This is a genomic window from Stenotrophomonas sp. IS26, from assembly GCF_054188265.1.
In genome coordinates, this window is sequence record NZ_JBSZJV010000008.1 from 1 (window position 1) to 26,755 (window position 26,755).

The following is a 26,755-nucleotide window of genomic DNA, read 5'->3' on the forward strand; positions in this document are numbered from 1 at the left end:
GCAGAGCGAAGTGCACGGAATCGCAGCGCTGCGGCGACATGCGGCCGAGCATCACGATCATCGGTCGCGGACAGCGCCTTCGCCAACGCACGCATCTCCAACCGCAACGCGATACGCCCAAGCTCACCATCAAGATGCGCTGTGTCGCCTTCGGAAGCGGAAAGTCCCAACATGGCCTGCACGCAGTGCCATTGTTCATGCCAGAACAGGGTCGCGAGTCCGTCGTTGTCCGCAGGCAGTGGCAGAATCAACAGCACGTTGGAGGCCCCGTCGATATCAATGCATGGATTCGCAGGCGGCTGATCCTTCCGCAGAACGACAGACTCCACATCGCCCGTGGCGACGTTTCGACGCCAACTCGTTCCGGTAACCCGGTCATGCAGCACCACAGGGGCATCCAGCGGCACTCCCCAGAGTGCCTCTGCCGCCTGCTTCGACGCGGGCGCCTGCGCGACCGTCGCCACGCGTTGCAGCGCTTCTTCCAACCCGGGCGACTGCACCGCAGCCGAAGCCGCAAACGGAGTCAACCAGGCGACGGCAATGGCTACGCCACGGAGAACAGGGATGGACATCCTTCTCATTGCAGGCGCGTCTCCTTAAGGCGCACATCCCACCCCGTCATTGTCACGGTCAAGGTGAGGCCGATATCCAGGGTCGCCGCGGCGCACCGGCGCAGCCCCGGCTGCTCTAGCCTCCGCGCAGTTTACAAAGGCCCCGGCTCTGCCAGAGGCGGTTGAGGTCAACCCGCTACGAGGCACAAGAGCGTTGCTCGGCGCAGCAGAGTCTCCACCATGGCAGTGATAATTGCCCGTCTTGCGCGTTCCGCTAGAACTGCCCCTGCAAGTACTTTCCACCAGAATCTCTGAGCTCAGCTCTATTAAAGAGCTTCGCTTTAAAATTGAAATCCCCATCAATCCGCACGATCATCAGCTTCTCGAAGCCGCCTTCTCTCTTCACGATCACGCGGCTGCTGGCCTTCTCTGGAGAGATAGTCTTAACCTCGACAAGCGCGCCGTCGATAGTGCCGTCTGAGCCGGCATGGTGGGTGCAGTGTCGGCGCAGACCAAATCGGATCTCAGCATAGATCTCGCCGAGCTCTCCCCATATCTGCAGGTACCGGCCCGTATTTTGAAAGTGGCGTTCGGCACAGTCGACAAGGTCGCTGAAGACTTCGCCCTGCTCGATGAAGCTGTGAGGAAAGCCCTCACGACTTCTGAAAGGACTTGGAGATTTCCCCGCGTACGCATCGGCTTCATCAGCGTCATCCAGCTCACTATCGACCCAGTTGCTGTCCAGGCACAGCGATTCCGAGGGGTCATAACCACAAGCGGCAGCGTCCTCGATGTCCCGGGCGCTGCAACCGCGGCCATGCATTTCGTGTAGAAAGTCCCAATCTCCCATGACGCATCCCTGCCATGACCAAGTAGTGAACCAGCGCTGGTTATACTACTTGGTCACAAGCGACGCCATCCCCGACTTACTGTTGCGGCGCAAGCCCATGGCGCCCGGCTGACCCCATCCACGCAGGCAGGTCGGCTACCGCAGTTGTGGGCAATCCGTTCTTACCCGATCAGCGCCAGCCGCGGTTGTGGTTGCGGCGGTCATGGTCCCAGCGACGCTGGTCGTGACGACGATCGTGGCGGCTGGTGCGCTCGTAACGGTGGTCGCGGTCATAACGGCGATCACGGTCGTAGCGATAGTCGCGGTTGTCACGGCGATCCTTGGTGGTGACATTGCCGATCGCGCCGCCGGCCACTGCACCGCCTGCGGTCATCATCGGGTCGCCGTTGGACAGCACGTGCCCCGCGACGCCACCCACGACGGCACCCACCAGTGTGTTCTTGTCCTTGCGCGACAGCGCGGAGGCATCGCCTGCGGCGATGACGCCAGCGGTCAGAGCCAATGCCATGGCCAGGCCACGGAAGCTGAAAGCGGTTGAGGTGAGCATCGTTGGATCCTCCAAACGTATCGGTGTGGAATCGAATCTGGTGGCCGAAGATTGCCGGAACATTGCGCACCCGCGGATGAACCGCCCCCTGTTCAGTTTGGCGAAAGTACAGCTTGGCGGGGCCATGCCCTCGCGCCAAGCCGACGCCTGCGCCTCTACAGTGGCACGCGTGTGCCTCGCCACGGACGCACTCAACGACCGCTTCAGAGCCCGAGCCGCATGCACTCACCGATCCCCGCCCTCGCCCTCGCCGCCTCTCTTTCAGGCCTCTCCGTCACGGCGTGCGCTGCCCCGTCGCAACCGTCGCGCACCGTTTTCACCGACGTCACCGCCACCCATGTTCCCACCGACGCGGCCCTCCATGCACTGGATGCGGCGTTGCTGGATGCCGATGGCGATGGCGATCTGGATGTCGCGGTGGCGGTGGAGAATGGGGCCAACCGGCTCTACCTCAATGAGGGCACCGGCAAGCTCACACAGGCGCCCGATGCGTTCGGCACGATCACCGGCGACAACGAGCATGTACGTGTGGCCGACGTCGATGGTGACGGCCATGTCGATGTGCTGTTCATCCCTGAAGAGACCGAGCAGCACAACCTGTTCCTGGGACAAGAATCCTCAGACGCGCCTGCTGATCAATCAAGGCGAGGCCCGTTTCAGGGATGACACCGCCGCACGCCTGCCCGCGCATCGTTTCTCCAGCTGGGGCGGGACGGTGGTGGATGTCAATGAGGATGGCCATCCGGACCTGGTGGTCAGCGCGATTGCGGTACCTGGCTTCGTGCCGCTGCAGGTTCGCGCCTGGCAGAACGATGGCAAGGGCCCCTTCACCGACGTCACTGCCTCGGTGATCCCCCGCACCACGGTGGGACGCAGCTGGAGCATGGCGCGCGGTGATCTGGATGGGGATGGCAAGCCTGATCTGTTCATTGGGGGGTGGCAGTCGCAGGCCCGCCTGCTGCTGACCGGCAACAGGATCGACGAGTAAACCTGCGCAAACCGATGGCTTCACGCTGGCATTTGCTATCGTGCCCTCCGTCCGTCCCTCCTTCCCAGGAATCCCATGCCCCGTAAGCCCTCCACCGCCCCCTCCGCATCATCGATGAAGGCCAGCCTGGCAGCTGCGGTCGCGCGATCGGGAATGGATGAAAGCGCGGTGCTACGGGCCGCCACGAAGGAGGCGTTCGAGCGCGCACTCGTACTGCTCACCACCTCCTACGCCGATTTCAGCCCGGAACAACAGCGCAGGATCCAGGCAGCCGTGGACAGCGCCGGATCGTCCAGCACCGCCACGCGCGCCAAGCCGGCCAAGATTCCCCGCGACGTACTGCCACCCCGCTTCTGGCTGCCGCACAGCGGTGCCACCTGGTCCGGCCGCGGGCGCATCCCCGGTGCGTTCCTTGCGTGGGAGGGCACCGTGGCCCACACCGAATGGAAGAAGACCCACCCCGATCAACGCTTCCCGTCCTACCCGGGCTGAGGCGGCAGCATGCAGCAGACCGTCATTCCGCAGTTGCGCATGACCGATGCCACGATCAGCGTGCCGTTCTATCAGCAGCTCGGGTTTTCGATCGACTGGGAACACCGCTTCGCCCTGGACATGCCGCTGTTCGTGCAGATCAGCCGTGAGGGCCAGCAGGTGTTTCTCAGCGAACACGCCGGCGATTGTGAGCCCGGCGGCGCTGTCTATTTTCATGTGCCTGACGTGGATGCGCTGCATGCCGCGTTCGTCGCGGCCGGCGCGCCGGTCTTCCGGCCGCCGGCGGATGTGCCCTGGGGCGGGCGCGAAATGATGCTGATCGATCCGGACCACAACCGGCTGCGGTTCGCGACGCAGGGCGATTGATCGAAGCGACTATGATGGTCGCCATTGAACGAAGCAGTGGTTGCAGATGAGTCGCGGAATCAAGATGCGCAAGGCCGTGGGAACGCACGGCACCCTGCACCGGTTGGCCGACCTGCAGAAACGCCATGACGCGCAGCAGACCCTGCCCACGTTGCTCTGCGATGGCTGCAACGTGCCGGTGCGATTCGTCCCCGCGCACGACAGGAGCGGTGCCGACGGTGCCCTTCCCGCCGCGGTTCCTGCGTACATCGCGTTGAACAAGGGGGCTGAGCACCTGCCAGGGTGCCGCTACAACGCCCGCTCACATCTGCAGGCCCTGCTCGCCAGCGGAACCGATCCCGAGTTCCTGCCTGCGCTGGGCGATGGCCGGCATGAGCTGCGTCTGTTGATCCTCCAGCAGGCCCTGAAGCGGGGCAACGCCGGGCCGACCCCTCTCCCGGCAGACGCACCATTCGACGGCCACCTGCGCACCCTCAACGACCTGCTGATCCTGCAGGCGATGTGCGAGGACGACACGCTGCTGACCGCGCAGCTGACCCTGCGCCTGGGCAAGAAGCGGGTCGATTGGGCGAATTTCCTCTACGGGCAGGACCGCTACGACGAGGCATGGGAACGGCTTGGCTCGGCATCCAGCGAGCTGCCGCTGGCGCTGCTCGGGACGGTGCGGTCACATCGCACGCCACAGCCGGGTGACCCCCATCGCGTCACCTTCCTCAACTGTGCCCCGAAGTATCAGCACACCGGCGTGACCGACCGCCGGGATTTCTACGAAGTCAGCGTCGGGCACACCGATACGGCGTGGCTGAAGTCCTTCCCGGTGGGCGCGGAGATCGTGATGTTCGGGCTGTGGCGCCAGGGAAGAAGCAGCACCGCCTCACGGCCCCACCCGACCGACCCGCGCCGGACCATCACCAGCATCACCCACAAACTGGCACTGCGGCCGAGCTTTACCGGGCAGTTGCGTGTTGTGGAGTAAACCGCACGGCCCTCATGGGTTTCTCGTGATCGACCCCGCACAGCGATAGCGGCAGCCGTCGATATCGCTGTGTATCGCTACATTTCAAATGCGAATGGTTCGTGATACGATTGTTAAGATTACTTGAAACCCCCACACGGACGTCCCCAGCCATCGCCAGCGGGCTCCCATAGCCACGGAGTACTTTCGCGATGTCGCACCCCTCCCCTTCTTCCCGTCGTTCCGGCGCCACGCTGGCCGTCGCCATCGGTCTGGTACTGGCCGCCCAGGCGCATGCCGATGCCGCTGCGGATGCAGCCGCCTCACCCCGCCAGATGGATACCGTGGTGGTCACCGCCACCGGCGCCCAGCAGTGGATCAAGGACGCCCCGGCCAGCATCAGCGTGATCACCCGCGAGGAGATCGAACGCAAGCCGGTCAGCAGCATCGGCCAACTGCTGAGCACCGTGCCCGGCGTGACCGGCGGCTACGCGCTGTCCGGCGCGCAGTCCAAGATCCGCCTGCGCGGCCTGCCCGAGCAGTACACCCTGATCCTCATCGACGGCCGCCGCCAGGGCAATTCCTCCGGCGTGAACTACCGCGATGACCTGGGCCCGCAGGATCTGAACTGGCTCTCGCCGGACATGATCGAGCGCATCGAGGTGGTCCGCGGGCCGATGTCCTCGTTGTACGGCTCGGATGCGATGGGCGGGGTGATCAACATCATCACCCGCAAGATCGCCAACGAATGGGGCGGCTCGGTCACCTACAACTACAGCAAGCCCGATTCCCCGACCCGCGGCGATACCACCCAGATGGGCGCGCTGTTCAGTGGTCCGCTGACGCAGAACCTGGGCCTGCGCGTCGGTGCCAATGTCACCAACCGCGAATCGGATACCGGCCGCCGCCAGACGCCCGGCAACAAGGCCGAGAACGCCAACGCGCTGCTGAACTGGCGCGTCAATGATGACCACACCGTCGGCTTTGAAGCCTCGCGTGGCGAGCAGCGCAACAGCGGTGCCGGTGACGTCGGTGCATGGGGCCTGTCCAAGCTGGTGCAGACCGGTTACGCGATCAAGCATGACGGCCGTTATGGCGATGCCGCCACCTCCAAGACCACCCTTGTCCAGAACGATTACGAAGACAAGGGCAGCGTGGTCGGCAACCACTCCAAGGAGACGGTGTTCGATACCGCGTTCACCCGCAGCTTCCATTGGGGCTTCGAGCAGAGCCTGAACATCGGCGGCCAGTGGAAGCGCGAAGAGCTGAAGAACGGCGACACCATCGGCACCGTGCCGGTCACCTGGACCGGTACCGGGCGGATCAGCCCGGTCAGTGAGGCCGACTCCTGGGCGCTGTTCGCCGAAGATCACATCACGCTGCACGAGCGCTTCATCCTGACCGTGGGCCTGCGCTGGGACAACACCGACAATTACGACGACAACCTGAGCCCGCGCGTCTACGGCGTCTGGCACCCGTCCGATGACTGGACTGTGCGCGGCGGTGTCTCGCAGGGCTTCCGCGCGCCCACCCTGAAGCAGGGCACCGCGGGCGCTGCGACCCAGTCCGGTGGCAACGGCTGCACCGCGTTGACCGTGGAAGGCTGGACCAACCGCTCGATCAGCGCCGATGGCACCACCGGCTGCTACATGGCCGGCAATCCGAACCTGGAGCCGGAAACCAGCACCAACTACGAGCTGGGCGTCGGCTACGACAAGAACGGCTGGTCGGCCTCGGCCACCTACTTCCTGACCGACTTCGATGACAAGATCCAGCAGGTCCCGCTGCGTGACATCCCCGGCCAGACGACCAGCTTCGTCAACGGTTTCTGGTGGACGGTCGCGCAGAACATCCAGAAGGCCCGCACCCGCGGCGTCGAAGCCAGCGTCACCGTGCCCCTGCATGAGCGACTGAACTGGATCATCAACGCCACGCGCATGCTGGAATCGAAGAACCGCACCACCGGCGCCAGCCTGCTGGTGGTGCCCAAGCTGACCGCCAATACCTCGCTGGACTGGCAGGTCACCGATGACTGGTCGCTCAACCTGAGCGCGCAGCACATCGGCGAACAGCTGGTGTCCTCCACCAGCGCCACGTTCGCCAAGGCGTATACCACCTGGGATCTGGTCACCGGCTACGACGTCAACGAGCACCTGACGGTGCGCGCGGGCGTGCTCAACCTCGGCGATGTCTCCACCATCGAGGAAGGCAACAACTACGACGGCGGCGCACGCACGTTCTTCGTGGGTGCCACGGCGCGGTTCTGACCGCGCCGGGTCGAGTGCAGACCTGAAGCAACGAAGGGCGGCGCGGACTTAACCGCGCCGCCCTTCTGCGTTGTGAAGCAGCGCGTCGTTGCGCGCCACCGTCCATGCCCGCAACCCCATCACGGCCAGGCCGACGAACACCAGATACAGCACCGCGGTCACGTGCAGTGACTTGACCATGTACATGCCGACGTAGACAACGTCGACCAGGATCCACAGCCACCATGCGGCCGTGTGACGCCGCGCCTGCCACCACTGGGCGACCAGACTCAGCGCAGCCAGCATTGCATCCAGCCACGGCAACGCTGCATTGGTGAGGAAGTGCATCGCCGCGCCGAGCGCAACCCCGAAGGCGACGCCGATGCCGAGGTCACGCCACATGGCCGCCCGCGCCAGCGGCATGATCGCGACCCGGCCATCGTCCTCCACCTGCCCACGCCAGCGCACCCAGCCGTAGACCAGGAAGCCACCGAAGACGACCTGCAGCAGCGTGTCCGAGTACAGCCGGGCCTCGGCGAAGACCAGCGCGTACAGCGCCACCGAGATCAGACCGACCGGCCAGGCAAGGGGCACCCGGCGCGTCATCAGCCACACGCCGAGCATGCTGACACCGGCCGCCGACCATTCCAGGATCGCCGGGTTCATAGCGCGAACGTGACCGACAGCCTGGCCTGACGCGGTGCGCCCGGGAACAGGTAGTAGTCGCCAGAGCTGCTGCCGGTATCGCGCCAGTAGAAGCGGTTGAACAGGTTGTCCACCGAGAGATTCCAGGTCACCGGATGCTCAGCCAGCTGATGCTTGAAGCGCAGGCCGGCGTCGAACACGCTGTAGGCCGGTGCGCTCACGCGACCATCGGCAGTGGCCACGTTGGAGGCCGCGTAACGCCATCCGCCGGTCAGCCCCAGGCCGGTCACGAACGGCAGCTGGTACTCCGCGTGCACGGTCGCGCGCGTCTTGGGCACGTTGATCAGCTGGTGGCCCTCGTAATCCGGCGTGCCGGCATCGCGTGCGCGGGCGCGCAGCACACTGGCGCTGGCGGTCAGCGACAGGCGCTCGGTGAGCTGGCCCTGCGCGGTGAGTTCCAGCCCGGTATGGGTCTGCTGCCCCTCCTGGACGAAGGTGTAGCCCGCATCGCTGCCGTCCGGCTTGGCGTACTGGAACGGCTGCGAAGTGCGGAACAAAGCGGCACCCAACGTCAGCGCATCGCTGGACACATACTTGACGCCCACTTCGGTCTGGCGCGACAGCACCGCAGGCAGGAACGTGCCGTCGTTGGACGTCCAGAACGGCGCTTCCTGGCCAAGCGAAATCCCACGCACGTAGCTCACATAGGCGTTGACCTCGTCGGTCGCCTTCCAGACCAGCGCGGTCTGCGGCAGGAAGCGCGACAGGCGGCTGTGCCGCTCGGGGTTGCCACGCTTGTCGTAGGCACGCTCGTCCAGGCGCACGAAACGCCCACCGGCCAGCCACTGCCACTCGCCGAAGCTCATCCGGTCCAAAGCGAACACCGCCGTCTGCGCGCTGTCCAGACGCCGTGCGGAGGGGCCCGGCATCAGCGGCGACGGTTCGAACTGCGGCACCTGTGCATCGTGGATGTTGGCGGTGCCCACGTACTCGTTGACGTTGCGGCGCTTGTCCACGGTGCGCTCGAAACGGTCCGCACCCACGCTCAGCGCGTGCCGGACATCGCCGGTGGCGAACCTGCCGCGCAGTTCGCCACGGAATTCCAGGTTGCGGCGGGTATCGTCCGGGCTGCGGTAATCGTAGATGTCGTAGTCGCCGTTGGGCGCGAAGTAGTTGCCCGGCACGCTGCCATCGGCACAGCCGGCGGCGTAGTAGCAGCCGTAGGCGAAGGCGACGTTGTCGTCGATCACCGAGCGGCTGTAGCTGGCCGATACCCGCGACTGCCAGTCCGGGCTGAAATCGTAGGCATGCAGCGCGGTCAGGTTGGTGCTGTCGATGCCGACCGGCCGCTGCCAGGCCTGATAGCCCAGCAGGTGTTTGCGGTCCACGCCGCGCGGCAGCTCGGTGGCCCCCAGCAGCTGATAGCCCGAGGCCGAGCGCTGCGCGCTGGTCTGGTAGTTGGCATCCACTTCCAGCTTGCCGCGTTCGCCGATCAGCCAGTCGGTGGCCAGCGAGTAGAAGTTGCGGCGGCCGTCGGCATGGTCGATGTAGGAGTCGGTGTCTTCCCACGCGGCATTGAAGCGCACGCCGAAACGCGGCGACAGCCAATGGCCGAGATCCACCGCAGCGTAGCGCGAGCCTTCCGAATCGGTGCCGAGGGTGACGTCGCGTACCTCGGCCGGGCGCTTGCCCACGTAATTGATGATGCCGCCGGGCGCCATGACGCCCGCGGCAAGGCCGGCCTCGCCTTTGAGGATCTCCACCGACTGGATGTTCTCCAGCGCCAGGCGTTGCTCGCCGGAGATGGACAGCCCGTTGAAACGGTAGCCGGTACCGGTATCCAGCGGGAAGCCGCGGATCGCGATGTTCTGGTAGTAACCGACCGGTGCATAGCTGTCGCCCAGCGAGGCATCGTTGCTGGCCAGCTCGGACAGCGTACGGACCTGGCGGCTGTCCAGCAGGTCGCGATCCAGCACGTTCACCGACGCCGGGGTGCTCTTCCAGTCACCCGCGCCGAAACTGCTGGTCTGCGTGATGGTGGCCGCCGGCTGATGCGCCTGCACACGCACGGCGGCAAGCTCTGTCGGCGAGCGCTCGGGCGCATCGGCGAGATCGTTGGCATGAAGAGGCAGCGCGGCGCAGAGGGCGGCGGACAACAGCGTGGGGCGGAAGCAACGGTTCATTCGATTCGTCATCAGCTGGGGGAGACGAAGCGAAGGCGCGCACGCGCACCGACCCATCACGGCGGTATGCCTGCTGCTCAAAGCTCCCTACGCCGGTGCAAACCGGATCAGGTTCCAAGGGACTCTCTCAGCCTGGTTTCGCCAGGCACCCCCGCTTCTGTGACTATTTCACTACAAACCGTACGGATTTGCGAGTCTGTCCTCAGGCGGCGGCGTGCAGCGCCTTCAGCAGGCCCTGCCCCGCCGCGGTGCTGAACCAGTCAGCATGCCCGAGCAGGAAGGTGTGGTAGGCCACGTCGGCATTGGCCGGGGAGTGGGTCACGGCCTCGAAGTACTCCACTTCCGAGAGTGCGAAATCCAGCTGCACGATCGGCAGCAGATCGGCCAGCAGGTGTACGCGCTCGGCAGACAGCGGCACGATCCCGCGGTAGCCGGCCAGCAGCGCCAGTGCGATATCCACGCGAACCGCCGCCTCGCCGCTTTCCAGCGCCAGCCAGGCAATGGCGTTGCGTTCGATGGCGGTGGCCAGATCGAACAAGGCACTGGTCGGTGAGGCCAACCCGAGATCGAGCACGGTATCGACCACGGTGGACCTGCCGTCCTGGCGCCATAGCAGATTGGACACGTGCCAGTCGTTGTGCGCCCACAGGCGCGGTTCGGCCTGCAGCCGCTCGGCCAGGCCGTCATGCCATGGCAGCACCGCCCGCTGCAGATCGGCCTGCCAGTCCTGGCGCGCAAGATAGGCCGCCAACCCGGGGCGATCGTCGAGCCCGGCCTGGAGGGCGGCGATGGGATCGGCGGCACGGATCAGGTCATCGCGGGCGACCAGCAGATGGGTGTTGCGCTGGGGCGCGTGGTAGCTGGCCGATGCAAGATGCAGTCTGGCCAGCATCCGCCCTGCTTCGTGCGCCTGCGCGGGATCGGTCAACAGCGTCCAGGAGGGCGCATCGCGATACAGATCCTGGCCATGGCCCACGCCATGCAGTTCGTAGGTCCACCCTTCGTGCTCCACCGCAGTGGCGCCATCGCGGTCACGCAGTACCTCGACGACGGGCACGCCGTGATCGGCCAGGTGCTGGATGAAACGATGCTCTTCGCCCAGGCCAGCCGCACTGCGGACGCTGCCATGGTGGCGCTTGACGAACACCCGGCCCGCGTCGCTCTCGACAATGGCCGCGGCGGACATCGGTCGCGGGCTGTGCCACAGCAGCCGGCACGCGCCCGCCAGCGGCGCGAAGCGTTCGCTGAGCCAGGTGATCTCGCGGTCGGTGATGGCGGGCCAGTCGGCGGCCACCTCATCGTTGTTGAGGCCTTGGACGCGGTGGGTGCTGTTGCTCATGGGATGACGGGTCGATGACGGCGAAAAGGCACGCTGTCACCAGACAGTGGGCGCGGCGAGGATACCAAGCCACGCCCGGCCGGGGGGAACAGATGCGTCCCGTCAGCGCCTGCCGCTAGCCTGCTTCGTTGCGGCGGGCGTGGCCGGCAGCAGCCGCGGCTGCTCTGCATACCAGTCGCGGGCCCCGGCAAGGTGCCACTTGCGCTGCTCGCCCTGCAGCTCGATGCCGGCCCCCAGCACGCCCCAGCGCAGGTAGAGATCGCCACGCCGCTTGCCATGACTCAGATCCAGCCGCGCCTGCAGGGACAGTCGCTCGTTCTCGGCCTGCAGATCCTCCACGATCAGCTCGCCACTGCGCCAGCGCAGTTGCCCACTGGCCTGCACCTCCCCGGAATCCAGCATGCCGAGCACCCAGCGCGGGTATTCGCTGCGCTGGGCGAACACGCCGAGCAACGGCCCGGCATCGCGCAGGCGCAGGTCGGCCAGGCCATCCACCTGGAACGGCGCGGCCGCATCGATGTGGCCACTGCGGATCGCCACCTTGCCCCACCAACGCCCGTCACTCTTTTCATCGCCGACGTGGATGTTGCGCAGGTCCACCGTGGTGCCACCGAGATCAAACTGGCGGCTGTCGAAATCCGCACGCTGCAGACGCGCCTGCAGCTGCGCATCGCCGCGCATCGCGATGCCCGCCACGCTGAGCCGGGCCCCGGTGCCACGAAGATCGGCACTGCCCTTGCCTACCCGGCCGGAGGCATCCAGCGACACATCACCGCTGAGCAGACCGGTACCGCCGAGCAGGCGCACGTTGTCGTTGCCCAGATAACGGTTGTAGGCGGTGAGGTCGGGCACCCGCGCATCGGTGAAGCGCAGCTGGGCGCGCATGCCGTCGCTCAACTGCTTCAACCGCGCATCCCCGCGCAGGGTCAGCGCCAGTTGGCGGCCATCGAACAACACCGCCTTCGGCGCGTTGCTTGGCGCAGCCTGGAAGCGCGGGATCTGCACCTTCAGCTCCGCCTGCGGCGGTTCGCCTTCCACGATCCGCCCCTGTGCGTGGGCGTCGCCGCGCATCCGCACCCCTGCAACCTCGGCCACGGCGGCCACCTGCGGGATATCCACCGTGCTGCCCGGCGCCAGTTCACCGTCGGCAATGACGACGTCTGCCTTGAGCAGTCCACCGCCGTCGAGATGGAACCAGGGTTTCTTCACGAACAGATCGCTGATCCAATTGAGCGACTGGAACTGCCAGGCGCCCTGCACGTTGCCAGACAGCCGTGGAAGCAGTTCGGCCGGGGCCTGGAACGGAATCTTCCGGCCGGTCACGCGCAGATCGGCATTGAGTTCGCTGCCCGTTTCCGGGTCACGCGGGAGCCGCGCCTGGACCCGCATGTCCTGCGCCACGTCCAGCTGCAGTGCCAGCAGGCCGCGGTCATCGGCGTGGACGCCGGCATGCAGCGGCAGCCGCCAGACCAGTCGGCTGCCGGGGCGCAGCGCGCCTTCCTCCAGTGTTACATCCGCGGTCAGGCGCGCGTTGGAAACCGCGCTGCCCACCTTGACATGCGGGCCACCCGTATCGATGCGAAGGCCCTGGCTGCGCGCGTCGATCTGCAGCTGCGCCCAGGTGATGCCGAGTTTCTGCAACCCCGGCGCGTCGTCACGATAGTGCCGCGGGAAGTGGAAGCGCGCGGCGATATGGGCATCGTCCAGCACGTTGACCCCGTCGAAACTGACCTGGGCATCATCGAAGCCGGCCGTGGAATCAAACAGCTCCGACGGCCCGCCCTTGAGCTGCTTGAGGAAACCGACGTTGCCGTGCCCTTGGCCGACGATCAGCAACTTGCCGAAGCGCCCACTGCGGATCGTCTCGCTGTGGATCGCATCGAACCGCAGCGTCCAGCCGCGGTCACCCCGCGGCGGCGGTGGGATGGCCTTTTCGACCCGCTCGACCTCGGCTTCAACCCCCGTGGCATCAATGCGCGGAATGCGCACTTCCTTGCGCAACAGCGCCGGCAGATCGATCCAGGCACTCGCCCGGTCGGCACGGAACACATACTGCGTTCGATTGGCCTGGCCACGCATCCGGATATTCCAGACCACGGCCTGCCCGGGCATCAGGGTCAGCGCCGGCCCGGTCTGCATCGTGAATTTTTCAGGTTTGCGGTTGGTCACCGCATCGAACAGCGGCGTATTGAGGAACACATTGCCCGCCAGCAGGTACAGCGCATACAGCGCCAGCAGCGACAGCAGCGCCACGCGCCACGGCCGGGGCCAGCGCTGCACGCGCTCGGGAATCAGGGGCATGTGGGTCCGCAACAGGAAGCAGGATGACGGCCCACTATCGGCAAGATGCAGCCGTCATCGCGTGAAGGCCCTGCCGCAAGACCTTTCATGACCCGACCACGGCTCAGGAACGTCGTGCTGCCTGCTGCGCCTGGAAGAACGCTACCGTCGGGGCCAGGCCCAGATGCGAAAGCTGGGTCGCAGCGCCCTCGGCCGAGCCCTGCGCAGCCTCGATGACGCGCTCGAACATGTGCGCCTCGTAGGCTGCCACGGCGCGCTGCCAGTCCGGCCCCTGACCGAGTTGCGCGGCCAGCTCCGCGGCATCCAGCATCGCCGCGTTGACACCCTCACCGCCGAAGGGGGACATCAGGTGCGCCGCATCGCCGATCAGGGTCAGCCCCGCACGTGGATTCCAGCGGTGTCCGACCGGCAGCGCGTGGATCGGGCGCGCCACGAATCTGGTGTTGCTGGCCCGGAACAGGTCGCGGATCGTTTCGGCGAATCCCTCGAATTCTTCCAGCAGTGACGTGCGCATCGCCTCGGGCGAGGTGAAATCGAACCGCGTCGCCGCCCAGTCGACGGGGACGCGGAACACCGCGTAGCCGCGCACGTGCGAATGGCCGTTGCGCTGGGCGATGATCATGCGGCCGTCGCCTTCGATGCCGACCTTGCCGCGACCGACCAATGCAGCCAAGCCGGGATGGGCCCGGTCGATGTCGTCGATGCCGAACTCGATGAAGGTCAGCCCGCTGTACTGCGGCCGATAGGGCGAGAGTAACGGGCGCACCCTGGACCAGGCGCCGTCGGCGCCGATCACCAGATCGAACGGTCCTTCCACACCGGTGTCGAACACCAGCTCCCAGCGGTCGTCCGCACTGCTGCGTACGTCCACCAGTCGCCTGCCCCACTGAAGGGTGTCGGCAGGAAGCGAATCGATCAACAGAGCACGCAATGCCGTGCGATCGACCTCGGGGCGGCTGCGATCGGCGCCTTCGTTGTCCTCGAACAGCACCTGACCGGTCTTGTCGAGGAGGCGCTCGCCCTGGTCGTCGTGCCGTGCGATCGCCTCGAATGCCGCGCTGAGTCCGGCACGCTCAAGCGCCAGCAGGCCGGACTCGGCGTGCAGGTCCAGGCTGCCCCCTTGCGGGCGTTCATCGGGATCGCGCTCGGCCTCATAGACGGTACTCGGCAGACCGTGGGTGTGGAGAATCCGCGCCAGGGTCAGGCCTGCGGGGCCGCCGCCGACGATGGCAATACGAGGGGGGCTGGGCATGGCATCCATCCGGGACTAACATAGGGGCCTATATTTATAGATAGCCACCTATGGAAAGTCAATCCTCACCTCCCCCGCTGTCCACCGACAAGCCCCTCAAGCTGCTGGGCGTGGCCTACCGCGGCTTCCAGAGGATCGTGGATGCACCGTTGCGCGAACTGGGTTTCGCGATGAGCCAGCTCCCCGTCCTGGTGTCACTGAAGCATGGCAACGCCCTGCCGCAGAGCGAACTTGCCCGGATCGCCGGTGTCGAGCAGCCGAGCATGGCGCAGCTGCTCAATCGCATGGAGCGCGACGGGCTGATCCAGCGTCGCCCGGACCCGGACGACCGCCGCAGCCGGTTGATCGCGCTGACCCCGCAGGCACGCGAACGGCTGCCTGCCGCACAGGCGGTCATGGAAGCGGCCAGCGCAACAGCGACCGCCGGTTTCAGCGCCGCCGACATGGCGCAGTTGCAGTCGCTGATGGTGCGCCTCAACGCCAACCTCGAGGCGAGCGGCTGATCAGGCCAGGCTGATCGCATCCATCAGCGCGGCCGTTGCTGATCGGCCACCCGGAGGTCGGGACGCGCCTGACCCGCACGGTCCTGCGGCCAAGGCTGGATCGCAAGCCTGCTGCCACGGCAGGCATCCACGTCCTGGTAGACCTGGGTCCTGCCGTTGACGAAGGTGAAGCGCAGATCGAAGCGGCAGCCCTCGCCAGCCAGGTCCACCGTCACCGCATCGCCGCCCCCGGACAGCCTGCGCACCAACGCACGGGGCGCGAACGCGTCACTGCCGGCAGGCGCGACCTCCACCGCACTCACGCTGTCATGCGCGCGGTTGACCAGGGTCAGATAACGGGCGTTGGCAGCGCCGGCAAGCGGTACCGTCACGGTGGAGAGCAGTCCGGCAAGGGCAACGGCGCGGGTCAGGGTCATGGCAGCGGTCTCCAGCAAGGAAGGGATACCGGCAGCGGCTGCATCGCAGGGCGCGTTCCGGTCGTCCCATCTCGCCGTCGCGACGGCGGCCCGGCAACCGGTCCGGGACCAATCGTCGCCACGCGCGGACCAATCGTAATGAGGCCTCATGGCGCTTCCCGCACGCACGTCCGCCTGCCTAAGATGACGTCCGCCAGAAGCGCCTGGCCCGGAACCCACCATGCACATTCGCCTCGGCAGCACCCGGATTCGCCTGTCCCGCTACCTCGCCCTGTGGACGGCGGTGGCCGTGGTGTTCGCCCTGCAGACCTCGATCAACGCCGGCCTGCCGAACAGTCAACAACCCCTCTGGGATCTCCTGCGCTGGTCGCTGATCCAGTGGTACACGTGGGCTGCCCTGGCACCCACGGTCTTCCGCCTCGCCGAGCGCTTTCCAGTACGCGGCAGCGGGCGCCTGCACGGGCTGGGCGCACAGGTGGTGGCCAGCCTGTGCATGACGTTCATTGCGATGGTCGTGGGTGCGATGGTCTCCACCCTGTTCGAGCCCAGCGGTTTCTTTCAGCAGTTGGGCTACTTCCTGGAGCAGCACTTCGCCATCGGGCTGCTGACCTACTGGACGCTGTTCGCGATCCAGCAGGCCATCCATTTCCATGCCGAAAAAGCCCGGCGCGAACTGGAAGCCAGCCAGCTGGCCACCGAGCTGGCGCAGTCGCGGTTGCTCTCGCTCAAATCCCAGCTGCAGCCGCACTTTTTGTTCAACACGCTGCACGCGATCATTACCCTGCTCGACGAGGACAAGGTCTCGGCCGAAGACATGTTGCTGCGCCTGAGCGAACTGCTGCGCGCCTTCCTGGAAGACTACGACGGCCAGGAGATCAGCCTGCGCCAGGAACTGGACCTGATCGAGCTGTATCTGGGCATCCAACGCACCCGCTTCAAGGATCGGCTCACCACCCGCACGTATATCGCCCCGGACACGCTGGCCTGCGCGGTGCCCAGCCTGATCCTGCAGCCGCTGGTGGAGAACGCGCTACGCCATGGCATCGGCCAGCGCGTGGGCAGCGACACCATCGAGATCGAGGCTCGCCGCGATGGCGACACGCTGTGCATCGAAGTGCGCAACCGCAACAGCACCCTCTCGGCCGAACCGACCGCATCGGCGGGGCACGGCATCGGCATGTCCAACACTCGCCTGCGCCTGAAGGAACTGTACGGCGATGCCGCCGAGGTAAGGCTGGACCTGATGTGGCCGGAAGGTGTCGTGTGCCGCATCCGCGTTCCGTTCCGGGAACTGGAGATCGCCGACGATGCACCGGAATTCTTCCCGGGCACTGCGCCGGCATGAGCCTCACCGTTCTCGTGGTCGATGATGAGCCGATCGCGCGGCATGCGGTCATCCGGTTGCTGCGCGATGATGCGGATATCGAGATCGTCGGCGAATGCGGCGATGGCGTATCGGCGGTCAACGCCATCCGCAACCAGTCGCCGGACCTGGTGTTCCTGGACATCCAGATGCCGGCGATCACCGGCCTGGACGTGGTCGCCACCATCGGTGCCGAGCGGATGCCGGCCACGGTGTTCGTCACCGCCTACGAGCAGTACGCCGTGAAGGCTTTCGAAGCCAATGCCGTGGACTATCTGGTCAAACCGTTCAGCCGTGAGCGCTTTGCCGCCACATTGCAGCGTGCCAAAGCGCGGTTGTCCACATCCGCCGCGTTGGGCGCACAGGCCTCGACGCAGATCCTGCAGGCGTTGGATGCGCTGCGGCAGCGTGACGACTACCTGCAGCGCATCCCGGTGCGCGTGGATGAGCATGTGGTGCTGGTGGCGGTCGATGACATCGTCTGGATCAAGGCGGCGCGCAACACGGTGGAGATCCACCTGGTCGGGCACATGCATGAGCTGCGCGAGACCATGGCTACCCTCGCCGCCCGGCTGGACCCGCGGCACTTCGCGCGCGTGCATCGCTCGGCGATTGTCAATGTGCGCCGGGTCAAGGCGATCCATCCCTGGTTCAACGGCCACCACGTGGTGACCATGGACACCGGTCAGCAGCTGCGCATGAGCCGCTATCAGAACGAGGCGTTTCTCAAGCTGGTGTCCACGCGTAGCGAATGAGGCCGCCGAGCATGGCCCGGCGGCCCGGTTCAGTCGGGCATCCGCTCGCCCGTGCGCAGGGTCAGGACCTCAACGCCATCGGCGGTCACCAGCACCGTGTGCTCGGCCTGCGCCGACAGCTTTCCATCACGGGTGGTCACGGTCCAACCGTCGTCGCTCATGTCGATGGCGGCGCGGCCCTGGTTGATCATCGGCTCGATGGTGAAGGTCATGCCTTCCTCCAGTTCCAGCCCATCGCCACGCCGACCGTAGTGCAGCACCTGCGGCTCTTCGTGCATCTCCTGACCGATGCCATGACCGCAGAATTCGCGCACCACGCTGTAGCCATGCGCTTTTGCATGCTGCTGGATCGCAAAACCGATGTCGCCCAGCGTCGCGCCCGGGCGCACCACGCCGATCCCCTTCCACATGGCTTCGCGGGTCACACGCACCAGCCGCTTGGCCGCGTAGTCCACCTCGCCGATCAGATAGGTCTTGCTGGAATCGGCGATGTAACCGTCCTTCTCCAGGGTGATGTCCAGGTTGACGATGCTGCCGCTGCGCAGGATCACATCCGCTGAGGGCACGCCGTGGCAGACCACGTTGTCGATCGAACTATTGAGTACGTAGGCAAAGCCGTACTGGCCCTTGCTCGCCGGGCGGGCGTGCAGCTGATCGACGATGAAACGCTCGACCCAATCGTTCACCTGCAGCGTGCTCATGCCCAACAGCGGCAGCTCATCCAGCGCGTCGAACACCTGCGCCAGCAGGCGTCCCGATGCGCGCATCAGCGCCTGTTCTTCACCGGTCTTGATCATGCTTCGGCCACCCGCAACGCGCCCGGTTCGACCCCGGCGGCACGCAGTTCACGGCTGACGATCTCCTGGTAGCTCATACCCGGATTCATCTCGCACAGCATGCCGATCTTGATCCAGAACCCCGCCTGGGCATTGATCGAGCGACCCGAGACGCCGCTGGCGCGGCGCAGGTTGTCGTGCAGTTCGTCATCGATGTTGACGATGCCCATGGGCGAGCCCTCTGAAGTGATATACACATCATATATGTTTCGTATATCGCATGAGAAGGCCCGCCCCGGATCGCTCAGCCGGTGTAGGCCATTGCCTCGATCTCGAACAGCATGCCGTCCAACGCAAGCCGCGGCACCGGGATGAGCGTGCAGGTCGGCGCACGACCCAAGGGCCAGCGGCGGCCGATCTGATCCGAGAGGATGCCGAGCCGGTCCTGATCGTGATCCACCACCAGCACGGTCAGCTTGGCCACGTCGGCCAGGGTGGCACCGGCCGACGCCAGTGCGAGGCTAAGGTTGTCCAGCGCCTGGGCGACCTGCGCCTCGAAGCGCGGCGACAACGCGCCATCGGCGGTCTCCCCGCCCTGCCCGGCGATGTGGATCACGCGGGCCGGCAGCCGTATCACCGCAACGTGGGAATAGCCGTTCGCGGTCGGGTCGTACAAACCGGACGGATTGATGAAGCCGAACAGGCCGGCGGGCGCAACAGGGGCATAGGTCAACATGGGGGGAGACGTCGTCGGGGAGTGGGTGCGCAGTCTCCGGCCTCAACCGAGGTTGAGGTCAACGCAGCGCCTTGGAACGCTGCGGCGCTGTCGTTGACGTTCCGCTTGCGCGCCTCAGGTCCAGGCCGGATCGGCCGTGAAATCGATGGTCAACCAGAACTCACTGCCGCGCGCATCCAGGCGCTCGGCGATCTCATCACGCAGCCGATCCACATTGCCGATGTTGCCGATCACCGTTTCCGGGTGAGTGAGGATGTGAATTTCGACGAACCGCATGCGGCCCATCTTGGCCACGTGGCTGGTGAAATCCAGATAGCCGTGCTCGGCGACGAAGTCCTTCATCACCGCCTGCACGCGCGCATCCAGCGTATCCGGCGCCACCTGCAGCACTTCGCGCATGGCCTTCCAGGCGCTGCGCAGCGGTACCGGCAGCACCGCGACACTGATCGCGGCCAGCACCAGCGGATCCAGGTAGGGAATCCAGTGGGCATGCTCGCCACCGCGCAGCAGCAGCGCGATCGCGAACGCCAACACCACGGCCAGGCTCATCAGCCCGCTGAGCAGCCAGGCGCGCACGTCCAGCCATAGCAGCGCCGAATGCAGCTGCATCGCACGGGTACGCACGAACGCCGCCATGGCCAGATTGCTCACGCACAGTACGGCGGCCCACAGCAGCGCAGGCCCAGCCTTGACCTCATGCCCCCCGGTGGTCAGCCCGATCACCGAGTTGGCCAACGCATAGATGCAGGCCAGCGACAGGATCGCCCCGCCAAGCGCCTCCACCATCGGCTCCAGGTGCCAGTAGCCATACTGGAAGCGCGGGCTTTCTTCCCGCGCCACCAGCCGCAGCACCGACAGCGCCACCAGGGTCAGCGCCACATCCACCAGGCTGTAGACGCCGTCGAACAAGATCGCCTGCGACCCCACCAACAGGCCGCCGATGAAGCCGATGGCGCTGACCGCCATCGTCACCCCGATGGAGAATGTGAGGACCCGCTGCTCGCGTGCTGTATCCATCGCTGGCCGAAGGTCCTCCGCGCGGGCGTCAGATCTTCAGCACCTCCACCTTGTAGCTCGGCGAGTCGCCGTCGGTGTCGATGATAAGCCCGTGCACATCCGACTCGAAGCCCGGGAAACGCGCATTCTGCTCGCGGGCGATCCGCAGCGACTGGATGATCGGCTCATCGCTGGCGCCGAAGCGCTCACCCGGCATGATGGTCGGAATGCCAGGCGGATACGGCACCAGCATGGTGCCGGCGATACGACCGCTGATCTGCTCGATATCGACCCGCTCGATCTGGCCGCGCACCAGGTGGTCGTACGCCTCGGCCGGGGTCATCACCGGCTCGGGCAGGTCCACGTACATCGCACGCATCACCTGGGCCACGCCGAACTCATCATTGAAGGCATGCAGCGCATCGCACAGATCGCGCAGACCCCAGCCGGCGTAGGCGATCGGGAACTCGGCGGCGAGCTGCGGCAATGCACGGGTCAACGGTGCGTTGCAATCGTAAAGCTCCTTGAAGGCCATCAGCTCGGTGACCAGGGTGCTCCACTTGCCCTTGGTGATGCCCATCGAGAACAGGAACAGCACCGAGTAAAGGTTGGTCTTCTCCACCGTGATGCCGCGGGTCCACAGGAACTTGCTCAGTACCGCAGCCGGGATACCCCGCTTGCCCATTTCGCCGTCCATCGACAGCCCGGGCGTGAGCAGGGTCACCTTGATCGGATCGATCAGCACGTAGTCGTCGACCAGGCCATCGAAGCCGTGCCAATGCGCATCCGGCTGCAGGTACCACTCGCTGCGCTTGGCCACCATCGGAGCCGGGGCATCGCCCTTGGCCAGCGAGCGCTCCAGCTTGTCCGGCTGCCAGACGCTGAACCACCAGTCGTCGCGGCCCAGGTCCTCGCGCACGTGCAGCATCGCGCGGCGGAAGGCGATCGCTTCGTCATGCATCTCCTGCACCAGCGATTCGCCTGCCGCGCCCTCCATCATCTTGGAGGCCACATCGCAGGCCGCGATCACCCCGTAATGCGGGCTGGTCGTGGTGTGCATCATGAACGCTTCGTTGAAGCGCTCGGCATCCAACTCGCGGGACGCCGCATTGCGCACGTGGATCATCGAGGCCTGCGAGAACGCGGCCAGCAGCTTGTGCGTGGAGTGCGTGGTGAAGATGATCGCATCCTGCTCGCGCGGCTTGCCCTTGGCCATGCCGTAATGGTTCTCGTAGAACGGATGGAACGCGGCGTAGGCATACCAGGCTTCGTCGAAATGCAGGAAGTCCACCGCGCTGCCGATCTCCTCGGCGATCTTCTCTGCGTTGTAGCAGAGCCCGTCATACGTCGAGTTGGTCACCACCGCGATGCGCGGCTTGGACCCGGCCTTGTACGCCTTGCTGGCCAGCGGGTTGGCGGCGATGGCCCGTTGCAGCGCCGCGGGGGTGAACTGATCCAGGCTGATCGGGCCGATGATGCCGTGTGCGTTGCGGCTCGGGGTGAAGTACACCGGGATGCCCCCGGTCATGATCAGCGAGTGCAGCAGCGACTTGTGGCAGTTGCGGTCGACGAACACCACATCGCCGCGCCCCACGGTCCCGTGCCAGACGATCTTGTTGGCAGTGGAGGTGCCGTTGGTGACGAAGAAGGTATGGTCGGCGCCGAAGTTGCGCGCCGCCTCGTTCTCGGCCTCCTTGATCGGGCCGGTGTGGTCGAGCAGCGAGCCCAGTTCCGGCACCGAGATCGACAGATCGCTGCGCAGCGTGTTCTCGCCGTAGAACTGGTGGAACGCACGCCCGACCGGCGACTTGGTGAATGCCACGCCGCCGGCATGCCCCGGCGTGTGCCAGGAGTAGTTGGATTCGGCGGTGTGGTGGATCAGGGCCTTGAAGAACGGCGGCAGCAGATTGGCCATGTAGTCTTCGGCCGCACGCATCACCTGGCGCGAGATGAAGCTCTTGGTGTCTTCGAACAGGAAGATGTAGCCGTGCACGAACTTCAGCAGCTTGCTCGGTACCTTCTCGATCGTGCGCCGTTCGCCGTACAGGAAGACCGGCAGGTTGGCGCGGCGGGCCGTCTGTTCGCGCAGGAAGCCCAGCAGGCGCTGGAACTGCTCCGGATTCTCCTCGGTGCCATCGATGGAGATCAGCACTGCCGAGGCCGCCACATAGGTGCGCGCACCGGCCTGCGCGTCGGCCAGGGTCAAGCCGCACAGCACGCGCTGGTCGTTCTTGCGCAGCTCGTCCACCAGCGCACGGATCAGGATGCCGCCGATGCGCGGGGATTCGTAGTCGTCATCGATGACGATGATCGGGTAATCAAGGGACTTGAAGTACACAGGGATTCTCCTGGGGGAAGATCACGAAAGCGTCGTGCGGACGGCGGCGTCGAGCGCGGGCAGCTGGCCGCGCTGGCGGCGACGCTCCTCGCTGAAGAACGGGTAGAACACCGTGATGAACAACACGAACAGGAAGGCGTACTGCACGATGTTGCCGGCCGAGCCGAAGATCGCCCACAGGCAGTACACGACGGTGACACTGGTCAGCAGCCAGAACGCGCCGGTATGCACCAGCGTGTGCGAGCGCTCCACCACGAAATAGCAGGCCACGCAGGAGTAGATGTAGGGCAGCAGGGTCAGCACCACCGCGGCCGAGGTGATCACGTCGAACTGGGCCGAGGCGGTCTTGGAGGTGGAGGTGACCAGTACCGCCAGGGTCATCAGCACGGCCACGATCAGCACGCCTTTGACCGGCACATCATCCTTGTTGGTCTTGCTGAAGATACTCGGGAACAGACCGTCATCGGAGGCCGCCTTGGCACTCTGCGCGGTGAGCAGGATCCAACCGCCGAGCGAGCCGGCCGCACCCACGAAGGCACACAGGCTCACCAGCGCACCGCCCCAGCCACCCACCGCATTGGCAGCAGCCAGTGCAAACGGCGCATCGGAGACCTGCAGGTCGCCGTTGGGCACCATGCCCATGATCACCGAGGAGCTGGCAATGTAGGCGATCGCCGCCAGGAACACGCCGGCCAGCGTCGCGCGGGCCACGTTCTTCTCCGGGTTCTCCACCACCCCGGCGGTGACCGAAGCCGATTCCACGCCGATGAAGGCCCACAGCGTCAACGCCGCTGCGCTGGAGATCGCGCCGAAGTTGGATTCACCGGAGACGTTGTAGGCGCCCTTGAAAATGGTCGGATCGAAGAAGAACCAGCCGAAGATCGCGATGCCCAGGATCGGTACCAGGGCGAAGCTGGTGGTCACCGTCTGCAGCTTGCTGACGAACGACGGGCCGATGACGTTGGCGAAGCTCAGCGCCCACACCAGTGCCAGCACCGCGATGCAGCGCGGCAGCGGCTCGGAGAGGATCGGAAAGAAGTAGCTGAAGTAACCCACTGCCGCGATCGGGATGGCAACGTTGCCGATCCAGTTGGCGAACCAGTAGATGGTGTTGGTCTGGAAGCCCATGTAAGGGCCGAACCAATCGCGTGCATAGGCATACGGGCCACCGGCCTTGGGCGCGAGCCTGCCGAGCTTGGCGAACACGAACGCCAGCAGCAGCGCGCCGGCCGTGGTGATCAGCCAGCCCCAGATCGAGGCGGTGCCGATCTTGGCCAGGCTGGAGGGCAGCAGGAACACCCCCGACCCCATCATGTTGCCGGCCACCAGGAAGGTGGCACCGACGACCCCGATTTTTTTTGCTTGTGCCATGACGTTTGCTCCTTTGCCAGGCAGGGACCCGGTGGTGCCGGGCGGTGGGAGTTACTTGATGAAGTTGTATTGCAGGCTGCCCTGCAGCCGCATCGTGTCGCCGCGTTGCCCGCTTTGCTGTTCCAGTTGTCCGTAGAGCAGTTCCATGCCCATCGTCCAGGACGGTGCCGGGCTCCAGAGCAGGTTGAAGACGCCATAGCGGCTCTGGCGGAACGCATCGGCAGCCAGTGCCGCGTTGCGCCCGCTGGTGAGCTGGCCGTAGATCAGGTTCGAACGCCATAGCGGCGACCAGTAGTGCGTGTACCCGACGAAGCCGCCGTACAGCGACAGCGCCTGCAGGCGGCCATCGGCGGTCACCACCGCATCCATGCCCGAGCCGGTCAGGTCGGCTGTATAGCGGGCCAGGCCCTTGCCACCGAGCATCCCGAACAGCAGCAGGTCCTGCTCGCCCACCGCGGCCGAGCCACTGAGTTGCAGGCCACCGGCGAAACGGCGGCCATCCCCTGCATCGCCGTCGTAGCCCAGGCTGCGGGCGACCGCGCCCAGCTGCAGATGGCCCCAGTCGCGCTCCATGCGGGCGGTAACGGTGACATCCGGCAGTTGATCGACCGGCATGATCCCCTCGGCGGGGGTGCTCAACTGGGTATCGGGATCTTCGGCAGCCACGGTCAGCGTGTTGCCCTTGCCCATCGCGAAGCTGTGGTGGATGCCGGCCACCAGCAGGTAGCCCGCCCCACCCGGCCCGGCGAAATCCAGCGTATCGGGCAGGCTGTCGGCATCCATGAAGGTCGAATAGCCATAGCCGGCGTAGGTATTGCCGAGCTGCCCGTAAGCATGGCGCAGGCGGAACTGATAGCTGTCGCTGCTGCCGAAGAAGTCGTTCTCCAGATAGAAGCGCAGGTTGCCATGGGTGGTCGGCCGCCGCGCTTCAAAGCTGAAGCGGGTCTGCTTGGCGTGCAGGGTGAAGTTGGAGACATCCCGGTGCGCACTGCCGACGGGGATCGAGGAGGTAATGAACTGCTCCTGGTCGCCGGCCGCGCGTGAATCAGCGATCGCATCGAGCTTGGCGTAGCCGCCGATGCGGATCAGGGTGTCGGTGTTGGGGATCGCGAAGAAGCCTTTCAGCTCGGGATCGGTCGGGCCAGCGGCGCTGTCCGGGCGGGATGCGGCGGTGGACGGATCCGCAACGGAGTCGCGTTGCGGGAGGATGGCCTGGCCCATGCCGGGCACCTGTGCCTGGGCGGTCAAGGGCGCTGGCGAGGGTGCAGGACGTGAGCCCGTGCTCGGCGCAGGCGCCGCCGTGACCGTCGGTGACGCGGGCGGAGGTTTGCCGGATTCGATGGCCTGCAGGCGCGCTTCCATCTGTTCCAGCGCCTGCCGCAGCGTCTGGATGTCCTGCCGCAACGCGGCAGCCGAATCCTGCGCATATACCGGCGCCGCAGCCAAGGCTGCCACGCATGAGACCGTCAACACAGCCAATCGCATCACGTCCTCCTTGAGCCGTACACAGTCCCGCGGGTCCACACCGGCTGACGACCAGAACGTCGCAGGTGGTGAGCACGCAGCCCGGCAGTGCAATGCGGGCGACCTCTGCCGACGCGCGGTCCGGTGGCGGTCACGCCATCGGCCACATCGCCTGCATGGGTACGCTCGCACGGGATCCCCTCATCCCTGATGACCGCCGCGTTGACGCGCGGCAGCCAGCGCTCTGAGTACCAATCGCAAAGTGAGAACCCCGTGAACGTTCTCAGGCAGTTTTCTGACTGGGCGGCCACGCGTCCGCTTTGTGCGGGGAAATCCAGGAGATAGCGCATGCAGGGCAGCGTAGCGACGCAGGCGATTTCAGCCTTGATCCAAATCAAGCCGAATGCGACAGCGTGTGACGTCGCCCACTACCAGGCGGATATCCGGCCGCCCAAACGCAGCGCGCCGGGCAATGCCCGGCGCGCTGTGACACTACGGTCGCCAGTGCTCAGCGCGGGCCGAGCACCACGGTCATATCATCCCCCTGCGGCATGCCGGAACGGCGCTGCACCATTCCCTGGGCGTCCTTGAACAAAATGCCCGGTGTGCCCTGGAATCCGAGCTCGATCATCAGCACCTGATTGGCATCGAGCTTGTTGGCGACCTCCGCCGTCAACGACGCTGCCGGCTTGATACCGCCCTTGTCGAACAGGCGCTCGTTCTCCAGCAGCGCAGCGCTGGGGTTGGGCGCGGTGAGGATGGCAGCCGCCTTGGCAGGGCTGTCTTCGCGGATCACACCGACCATCACGTGGCGCAGCTGCACCTTGCCCGCGTCCACCCACGGCCGCGCGGCCTCCCAGAAGCGGTGGCAGTACGGGCAGTTCGCATCGCTGAAGGTATAGACGACGCGCGGCGCGTCGGCCTTGCCGTCACGCACCCACGCACTCTCGTCGAGCTTCTTCCACGAGCGCTCGGACATCGGCTTGGCCACCAGCTTCTCCAGCGGCGCGGCGCCCACATCCTCGCCGTTGGCATCGAACAGACTGCCCACCACGACGTTCTTCCCATCAGCCGTCACATACGCCGCCGCCGGTTGTTGGCCACCGACCACACCGGCGAAACCGCGCAGGCCGCCGGGTGCGTCGAACTCGCCGATCACCTCGAACCCATGCTTTTCGATGCCCTTCAGCACCGCTGGCCGTTCACCGCCGGCCTTCTCTGCCGGGGCCTTCGGCGTCTGCGCCTGGCTGCAGCCGGCCAGTGCGATCAGCAGCGCGGCGGACAGCGCGGTGATCAGCGTGCGCGAGGATTTCAACGTCATG

General features: G+C 65.9%; 26 protein-coding genes, 1 pseudogene and 1 riboswitch. Of the genes and pseudogenes, 9 read left to right on the plus strand and 18 right to left on the minus strand.

Annotated features, from left to right (window positions below):
- From ACW6W5_RS08955 to ACW6W5_RS08970, 4 genes and pseudogenes are all read right to left on the minus strand, one after another.
- Window positions 1-572, minus strand: a pseudogene (locus tag ACW6W5_RS08955) (hypothetical protein); the annotation flags it as partial.
- Between the two features lie 24 nt (window positions 573-596).
- Window positions 597-911: an excalibur calcium-binding domain-containing protein gene (locus tag ACW6W5_RS08960; RefSeq protein ID WP_152151299.1), complete on the minus strand. Its 315-nt coding sequence runs from the start codon at window positions 909-911 to the stop codon at window positions 597-599.
- Window positions 826-1,401 (minus strand): hypothetical protein, encoded by a 576-nt coding sequence (locus tag ACW6W5_RS08965; RefSeq protein WP_121037105.1) that lies wholly within the window; start codon window positions 1,399-1,401, stop codon window positions 826-828. Before ACW6W5_RS08965 ends, ACW6W5_RS08960 begins: the two co-directional genes overlap by 86 nt.
- A gap of 169 nt (window positions 1,402-1,570) precedes the next feature.
- Entirely contained in the window at window positions 1,571-1,948 is a 378-nt protein-coding gene (locus ACW6W5_RS08970) for a hypothetical protein (RefSeq protein ID WP_152151297.1), read from the minus strand.
- 219 nt (window positions 1,949-2,167) lie between these two features.
- Between ACW6W5_RS08970 and ACW6W5_RS08975 the strand changes: the two genes are divergently transcribed.
- The 6 genes from ACW6W5_RS08975 to ACW6W5_RS09000 all read left to right on the plus strand — a co-directional run bounded on the left by ACW6W5_RS08975 (window position 2,168) and on the right by ACW6W5_RS09000 (window position 7,016).
- The gene (locus ACW6W5_RS08975; RefSeq protein ID WP_152151295.1) at window positions 2,168-2,614 is read left to right on the plus strand and encodes an FG-GAP repeat domain-containing protein; all 447 of its coding nucleotides are present in this window, start codon (window positions 2,168-2,170) and stop codon (window positions 2,612-2,614) included.
- Window positions 2,615-2,663: 49 nt separating this feature from the next.
- Window positions 2,664-2,936 carry an FG-GAP repeat domain-containing protein gene (locus ACW6W5_RS08980; RefSeq protein ID WP_193222745.1) on the plus strand — a complete coding sequence of 91 codons (273 nt, stop codon included), beginning with the start codon at window positions 2,664-2,666 and terminating at the stop codon, window positions 2,934-2,936.
- Between the two features lie 75 nt (window positions 2,937-3,011).
- On the plus strand, window positions 3,012-3,428 hold the full coding sequence (locus ACW6W5_RS08985; protein WP_226956580.1) for an H-NS family nucleoid-associated regulatory protein: 417 nt from the start codon (window positions 3,012-3,014) through the stop codon (window positions 3,426-3,428).
- A gap of 9 nt (window positions 3,429-3,437) precedes the next feature.
- Complete coding sequence (locus tag ACW6W5_RS08990; RefSeq protein WP_121037115.1) at window positions 3,438-3,794, plus strand: bleomycin resistance protein; 357 nt, start codon at window positions 3,438-3,440, stop codon at window positions 3,792-3,794.
- Between the two features lie 46 nt (window positions 3,795-3,840).
- Window positions 3,841-4,770, plus strand: coding sequence for a hypothetical protein (locus tag ACW6W5_RS08995; protein WP_152151291.1), 930 nt, complete (start codon window positions 3,841-3,843; stop codon window positions 4,768-4,770).
- A 191-nt stretch (window positions 4,771-4,961) separates the two neighbouring features.
- Entirely contained in the window at window positions 4,962-7,016 is a 2,055-nt protein-coding gene (locus tag ACW6W5_RS09000) for a TonB-dependent receptor domain-containing protein (protein ID WP_193222744.1), read from the plus strand.
- A 48-nt stretch (window positions 7,017-7,064) separates the two neighbouring features.
- Here ACW6W5_RS09000 and pnuC read toward each other — a convergent pair whose 3' ends face one another.
- The 5 genes from pnuC to ACW6W5_RS09025 all read right to left on the minus strand — a co-directional run bounded on the left by pnuC (window position 7,065) and on the right by ACW6W5_RS09025 (window position 14,715).
- Window positions 7,065-7,661 carry a nicotinamide riboside transporter PnuC gene (pnuC, locus tag ACW6W5_RS09005; RefSeq protein ID WP_152151289.1) on the minus strand — a complete coding sequence of 199 codons (597 nt, stop codon included), beginning with the start codon at window positions 7,659-7,661 and terminating at the stop codon, window positions 7,065-7,067.
- A complete protein-coding gene (locus ACW6W5_RS09010; protein ID WP_152151287.1) occupies window positions 7,658-9,823 on the minus strand; it encodes a TonB-dependent receptor in 2,166 nt (721 codons plus the stop codon). The genes pnuC and ACW6W5_RS09010 overlap by 4 nt, the downstream gene beginning before the upstream one ends.
- A gap of 67 nt (window positions 9,824-9,890) precedes the next feature.
- A riboswitch (TPP riboswitch) is annotated at window positions 9,891-9,986 on the minus strand.
- 39 nt (window positions 9,987-10,025) lie between these two features.
- Window positions 10,026-11,162, minus strand: coding sequence for a phosphotransferase enzyme family protein (locus ACW6W5_RS09015; protein WP_152151285.1), 1,137 nt, complete (start codon window positions 11,160-11,162; stop codon window positions 10,026-10,028).
- 102 nt (window positions 11,163-11,264) lie between these two features.
- Window positions 11,265-13,463, minus strand: coding sequence for a translocation/assembly module TamB domain-containing protein (locus ACW6W5_RS09020; RefSeq protein WP_152151283.1), 2,199 nt, complete (start codon window positions 13,461-13,463; stop codon window positions 11,265-11,267).
- 103 nt (window positions 13,464-13,566) lie between these two features.
- On the minus strand, window positions 13,567-14,715 hold the full coding sequence (locus ACW6W5_RS09025) for an FAD-dependent oxidoreductase (RefSeq protein ID WP_152151281.1): 1,149 nt from the start codon (window positions 14,713-14,715) through the stop codon (window positions 13,567-13,569).
- A gap of 50 nt (window positions 14,716-14,765) precedes the next feature.
- Here ACW6W5_RS09025 and ACW6W5_RS09030 point away from each other — a divergent pair, with 50 nt between their 5' ends.
- Window positions 14,766-15,218, plus strand: a complete 453-nt coding sequence (locus ACW6W5_RS09030; RefSeq protein WP_121037128.1) for a MarR family winged helix-turn-helix transcriptional regulator — start codon at window positions 14,766-14,768, stop codon at window positions 15,216-15,218.
- Between the two features lie 23 nt (window positions 15,219-15,241).
- Here the strand turns inward: ACW6W5_RS09030 and ACW6W5_RS09035 are convergent, their stop codons facing one another.
- Entirely contained in the window at window positions 15,242-15,634 is a 393-nt protein-coding gene (locus ACW6W5_RS09035; protein WP_152151279.1) for a hypothetical protein, read from the minus strand.
- Between the two features lie 220 nt (window positions 15,635-15,854).
- Here ACW6W5_RS09035 and ACW6W5_RS09040 point away from each other — a divergent pair, with 220 nt between their 5' ends.
- Window positions 15,855-16,979, plus strand: a complete 1,125-nt coding sequence (locus tag ACW6W5_RS09040) for a sensor histidine kinase (RefSeq protein WP_152151277.1) — start codon at window positions 15,855-15,857, stop codon at window positions 16,977-16,979.
- Window positions 16,976-17,752 (plus strand): LytR/AlgR family response regulator transcription factor, encoded by a 777-nt coding sequence (locus tag ACW6W5_RS09045; RefSeq protein ID WP_121037134.1) that lies wholly within the window; start codon window positions 16,976-16,978, stop codon window positions 17,750-17,752. Before ACW6W5_RS09040 ends, ACW6W5_RS09045 begins: the two co-directional genes overlap by 4 nt.
- Window positions 17,753-17,781: 29 nt before the next feature.
- Here ACW6W5_RS09045 and map read toward each other — a convergent pair whose 3' ends face one another.
- The 8 genes from map to dsbG all read right to left on the minus strand — a co-directional run bounded on the left by map (window position 17,782) and on the right by dsbG (window position 26,754).
- The gene (gene map, locus ACW6W5_RS09050) at window positions 17,782-18,549 is read right to left on the minus strand and encodes a type I methionyl aminopeptidase (protein ID WP_121037136.1); all 768 of its coding nucleotides are present in this window, start codon (window positions 18,547-18,549) and stop codon (window positions 17,782-17,784) included.
- Window positions 18,546-18,758 carry a ParD-like family protein gene (locus ACW6W5_RS09055; protein WP_088433419.1) on the minus strand — a complete coding sequence of 71 codons (213 nt, stop codon included), beginning with the start codon at window positions 18,756-18,758 and terminating at the stop codon, window positions 18,546-18,548. Before ACW6W5_RS09055 ends, map begins: the two co-directional genes overlap by 4 nt.
- A gap of 74 nt (window positions 18,759-18,832) precedes the next feature.
- Window positions 18,833-19,264: a RidA family protein gene (locus ACW6W5_RS09060; RefSeq protein ID WP_152151275.1), complete on the minus strand. Its 432-nt coding sequence runs from the start codon at window positions 19,262-19,264 to the stop codon at window positions 18,833-18,835.
- Window positions 19,265-19,378: 114 nt separating this feature from the next.
- Window positions 19,379-20,281, minus strand: coding sequence for a cation diffusion facilitator family transporter (locus ACW6W5_RS09065; protein WP_152151273.1), 903 nt, complete (start codon window positions 20,279-20,281; stop codon window positions 19,379-19,381).
- Window positions 20,282-20,309: 28 nt separating this feature from the next.
- Window positions 20,310-22,598 (minus strand): Orn/Lys/Arg family decarboxylase, encoded by a 2,289-nt coding sequence (locus ACW6W5_RS09070; RefSeq protein ID WP_152151271.1) that lies wholly within the window; start codon window positions 22,596-22,598, stop codon window positions 20,310-20,312.
- 21 nt (window positions 22,599-22,619) lie between these two features.
- Window positions 22,620-23,969: an arginine/agmatine antiporter gene (gene adiC / locus ACW6W5_RS09075; RefSeq protein ID WP_121037144.1), complete on the minus strand. Its 1,350-nt coding sequence runs from the start codon at window positions 23,967-23,969 to the stop codon at window positions 22,620-22,622.
- Between the two features lie 51 nt (window positions 23,970-24,020).
- Complete coding sequence (locus ACW6W5_RS09080; RefSeq protein WP_121037146.1) at window positions 24,021-25,454, minus strand: DcaP family trimeric outer membrane transporter; 1,434 nt, start codon at window positions 25,452-25,454, stop codon at window positions 24,021-24,023.
- Window positions 25,455-25,941: 487 nt separating this feature from the next.
- On the minus strand, window positions 25,942-26,754 hold the full coding sequence (dsbG, locus tag ACW6W5_RS09085; protein WP_121037148.1) for a thiol:disulfide interchange protein DsbG: 813 nt from the start codon (window positions 26,752-26,754) through the stop codon (window positions 25,942-25,944).
- Between the last annotated feature and the right edge of the window lies 1 nt (window position 26,755).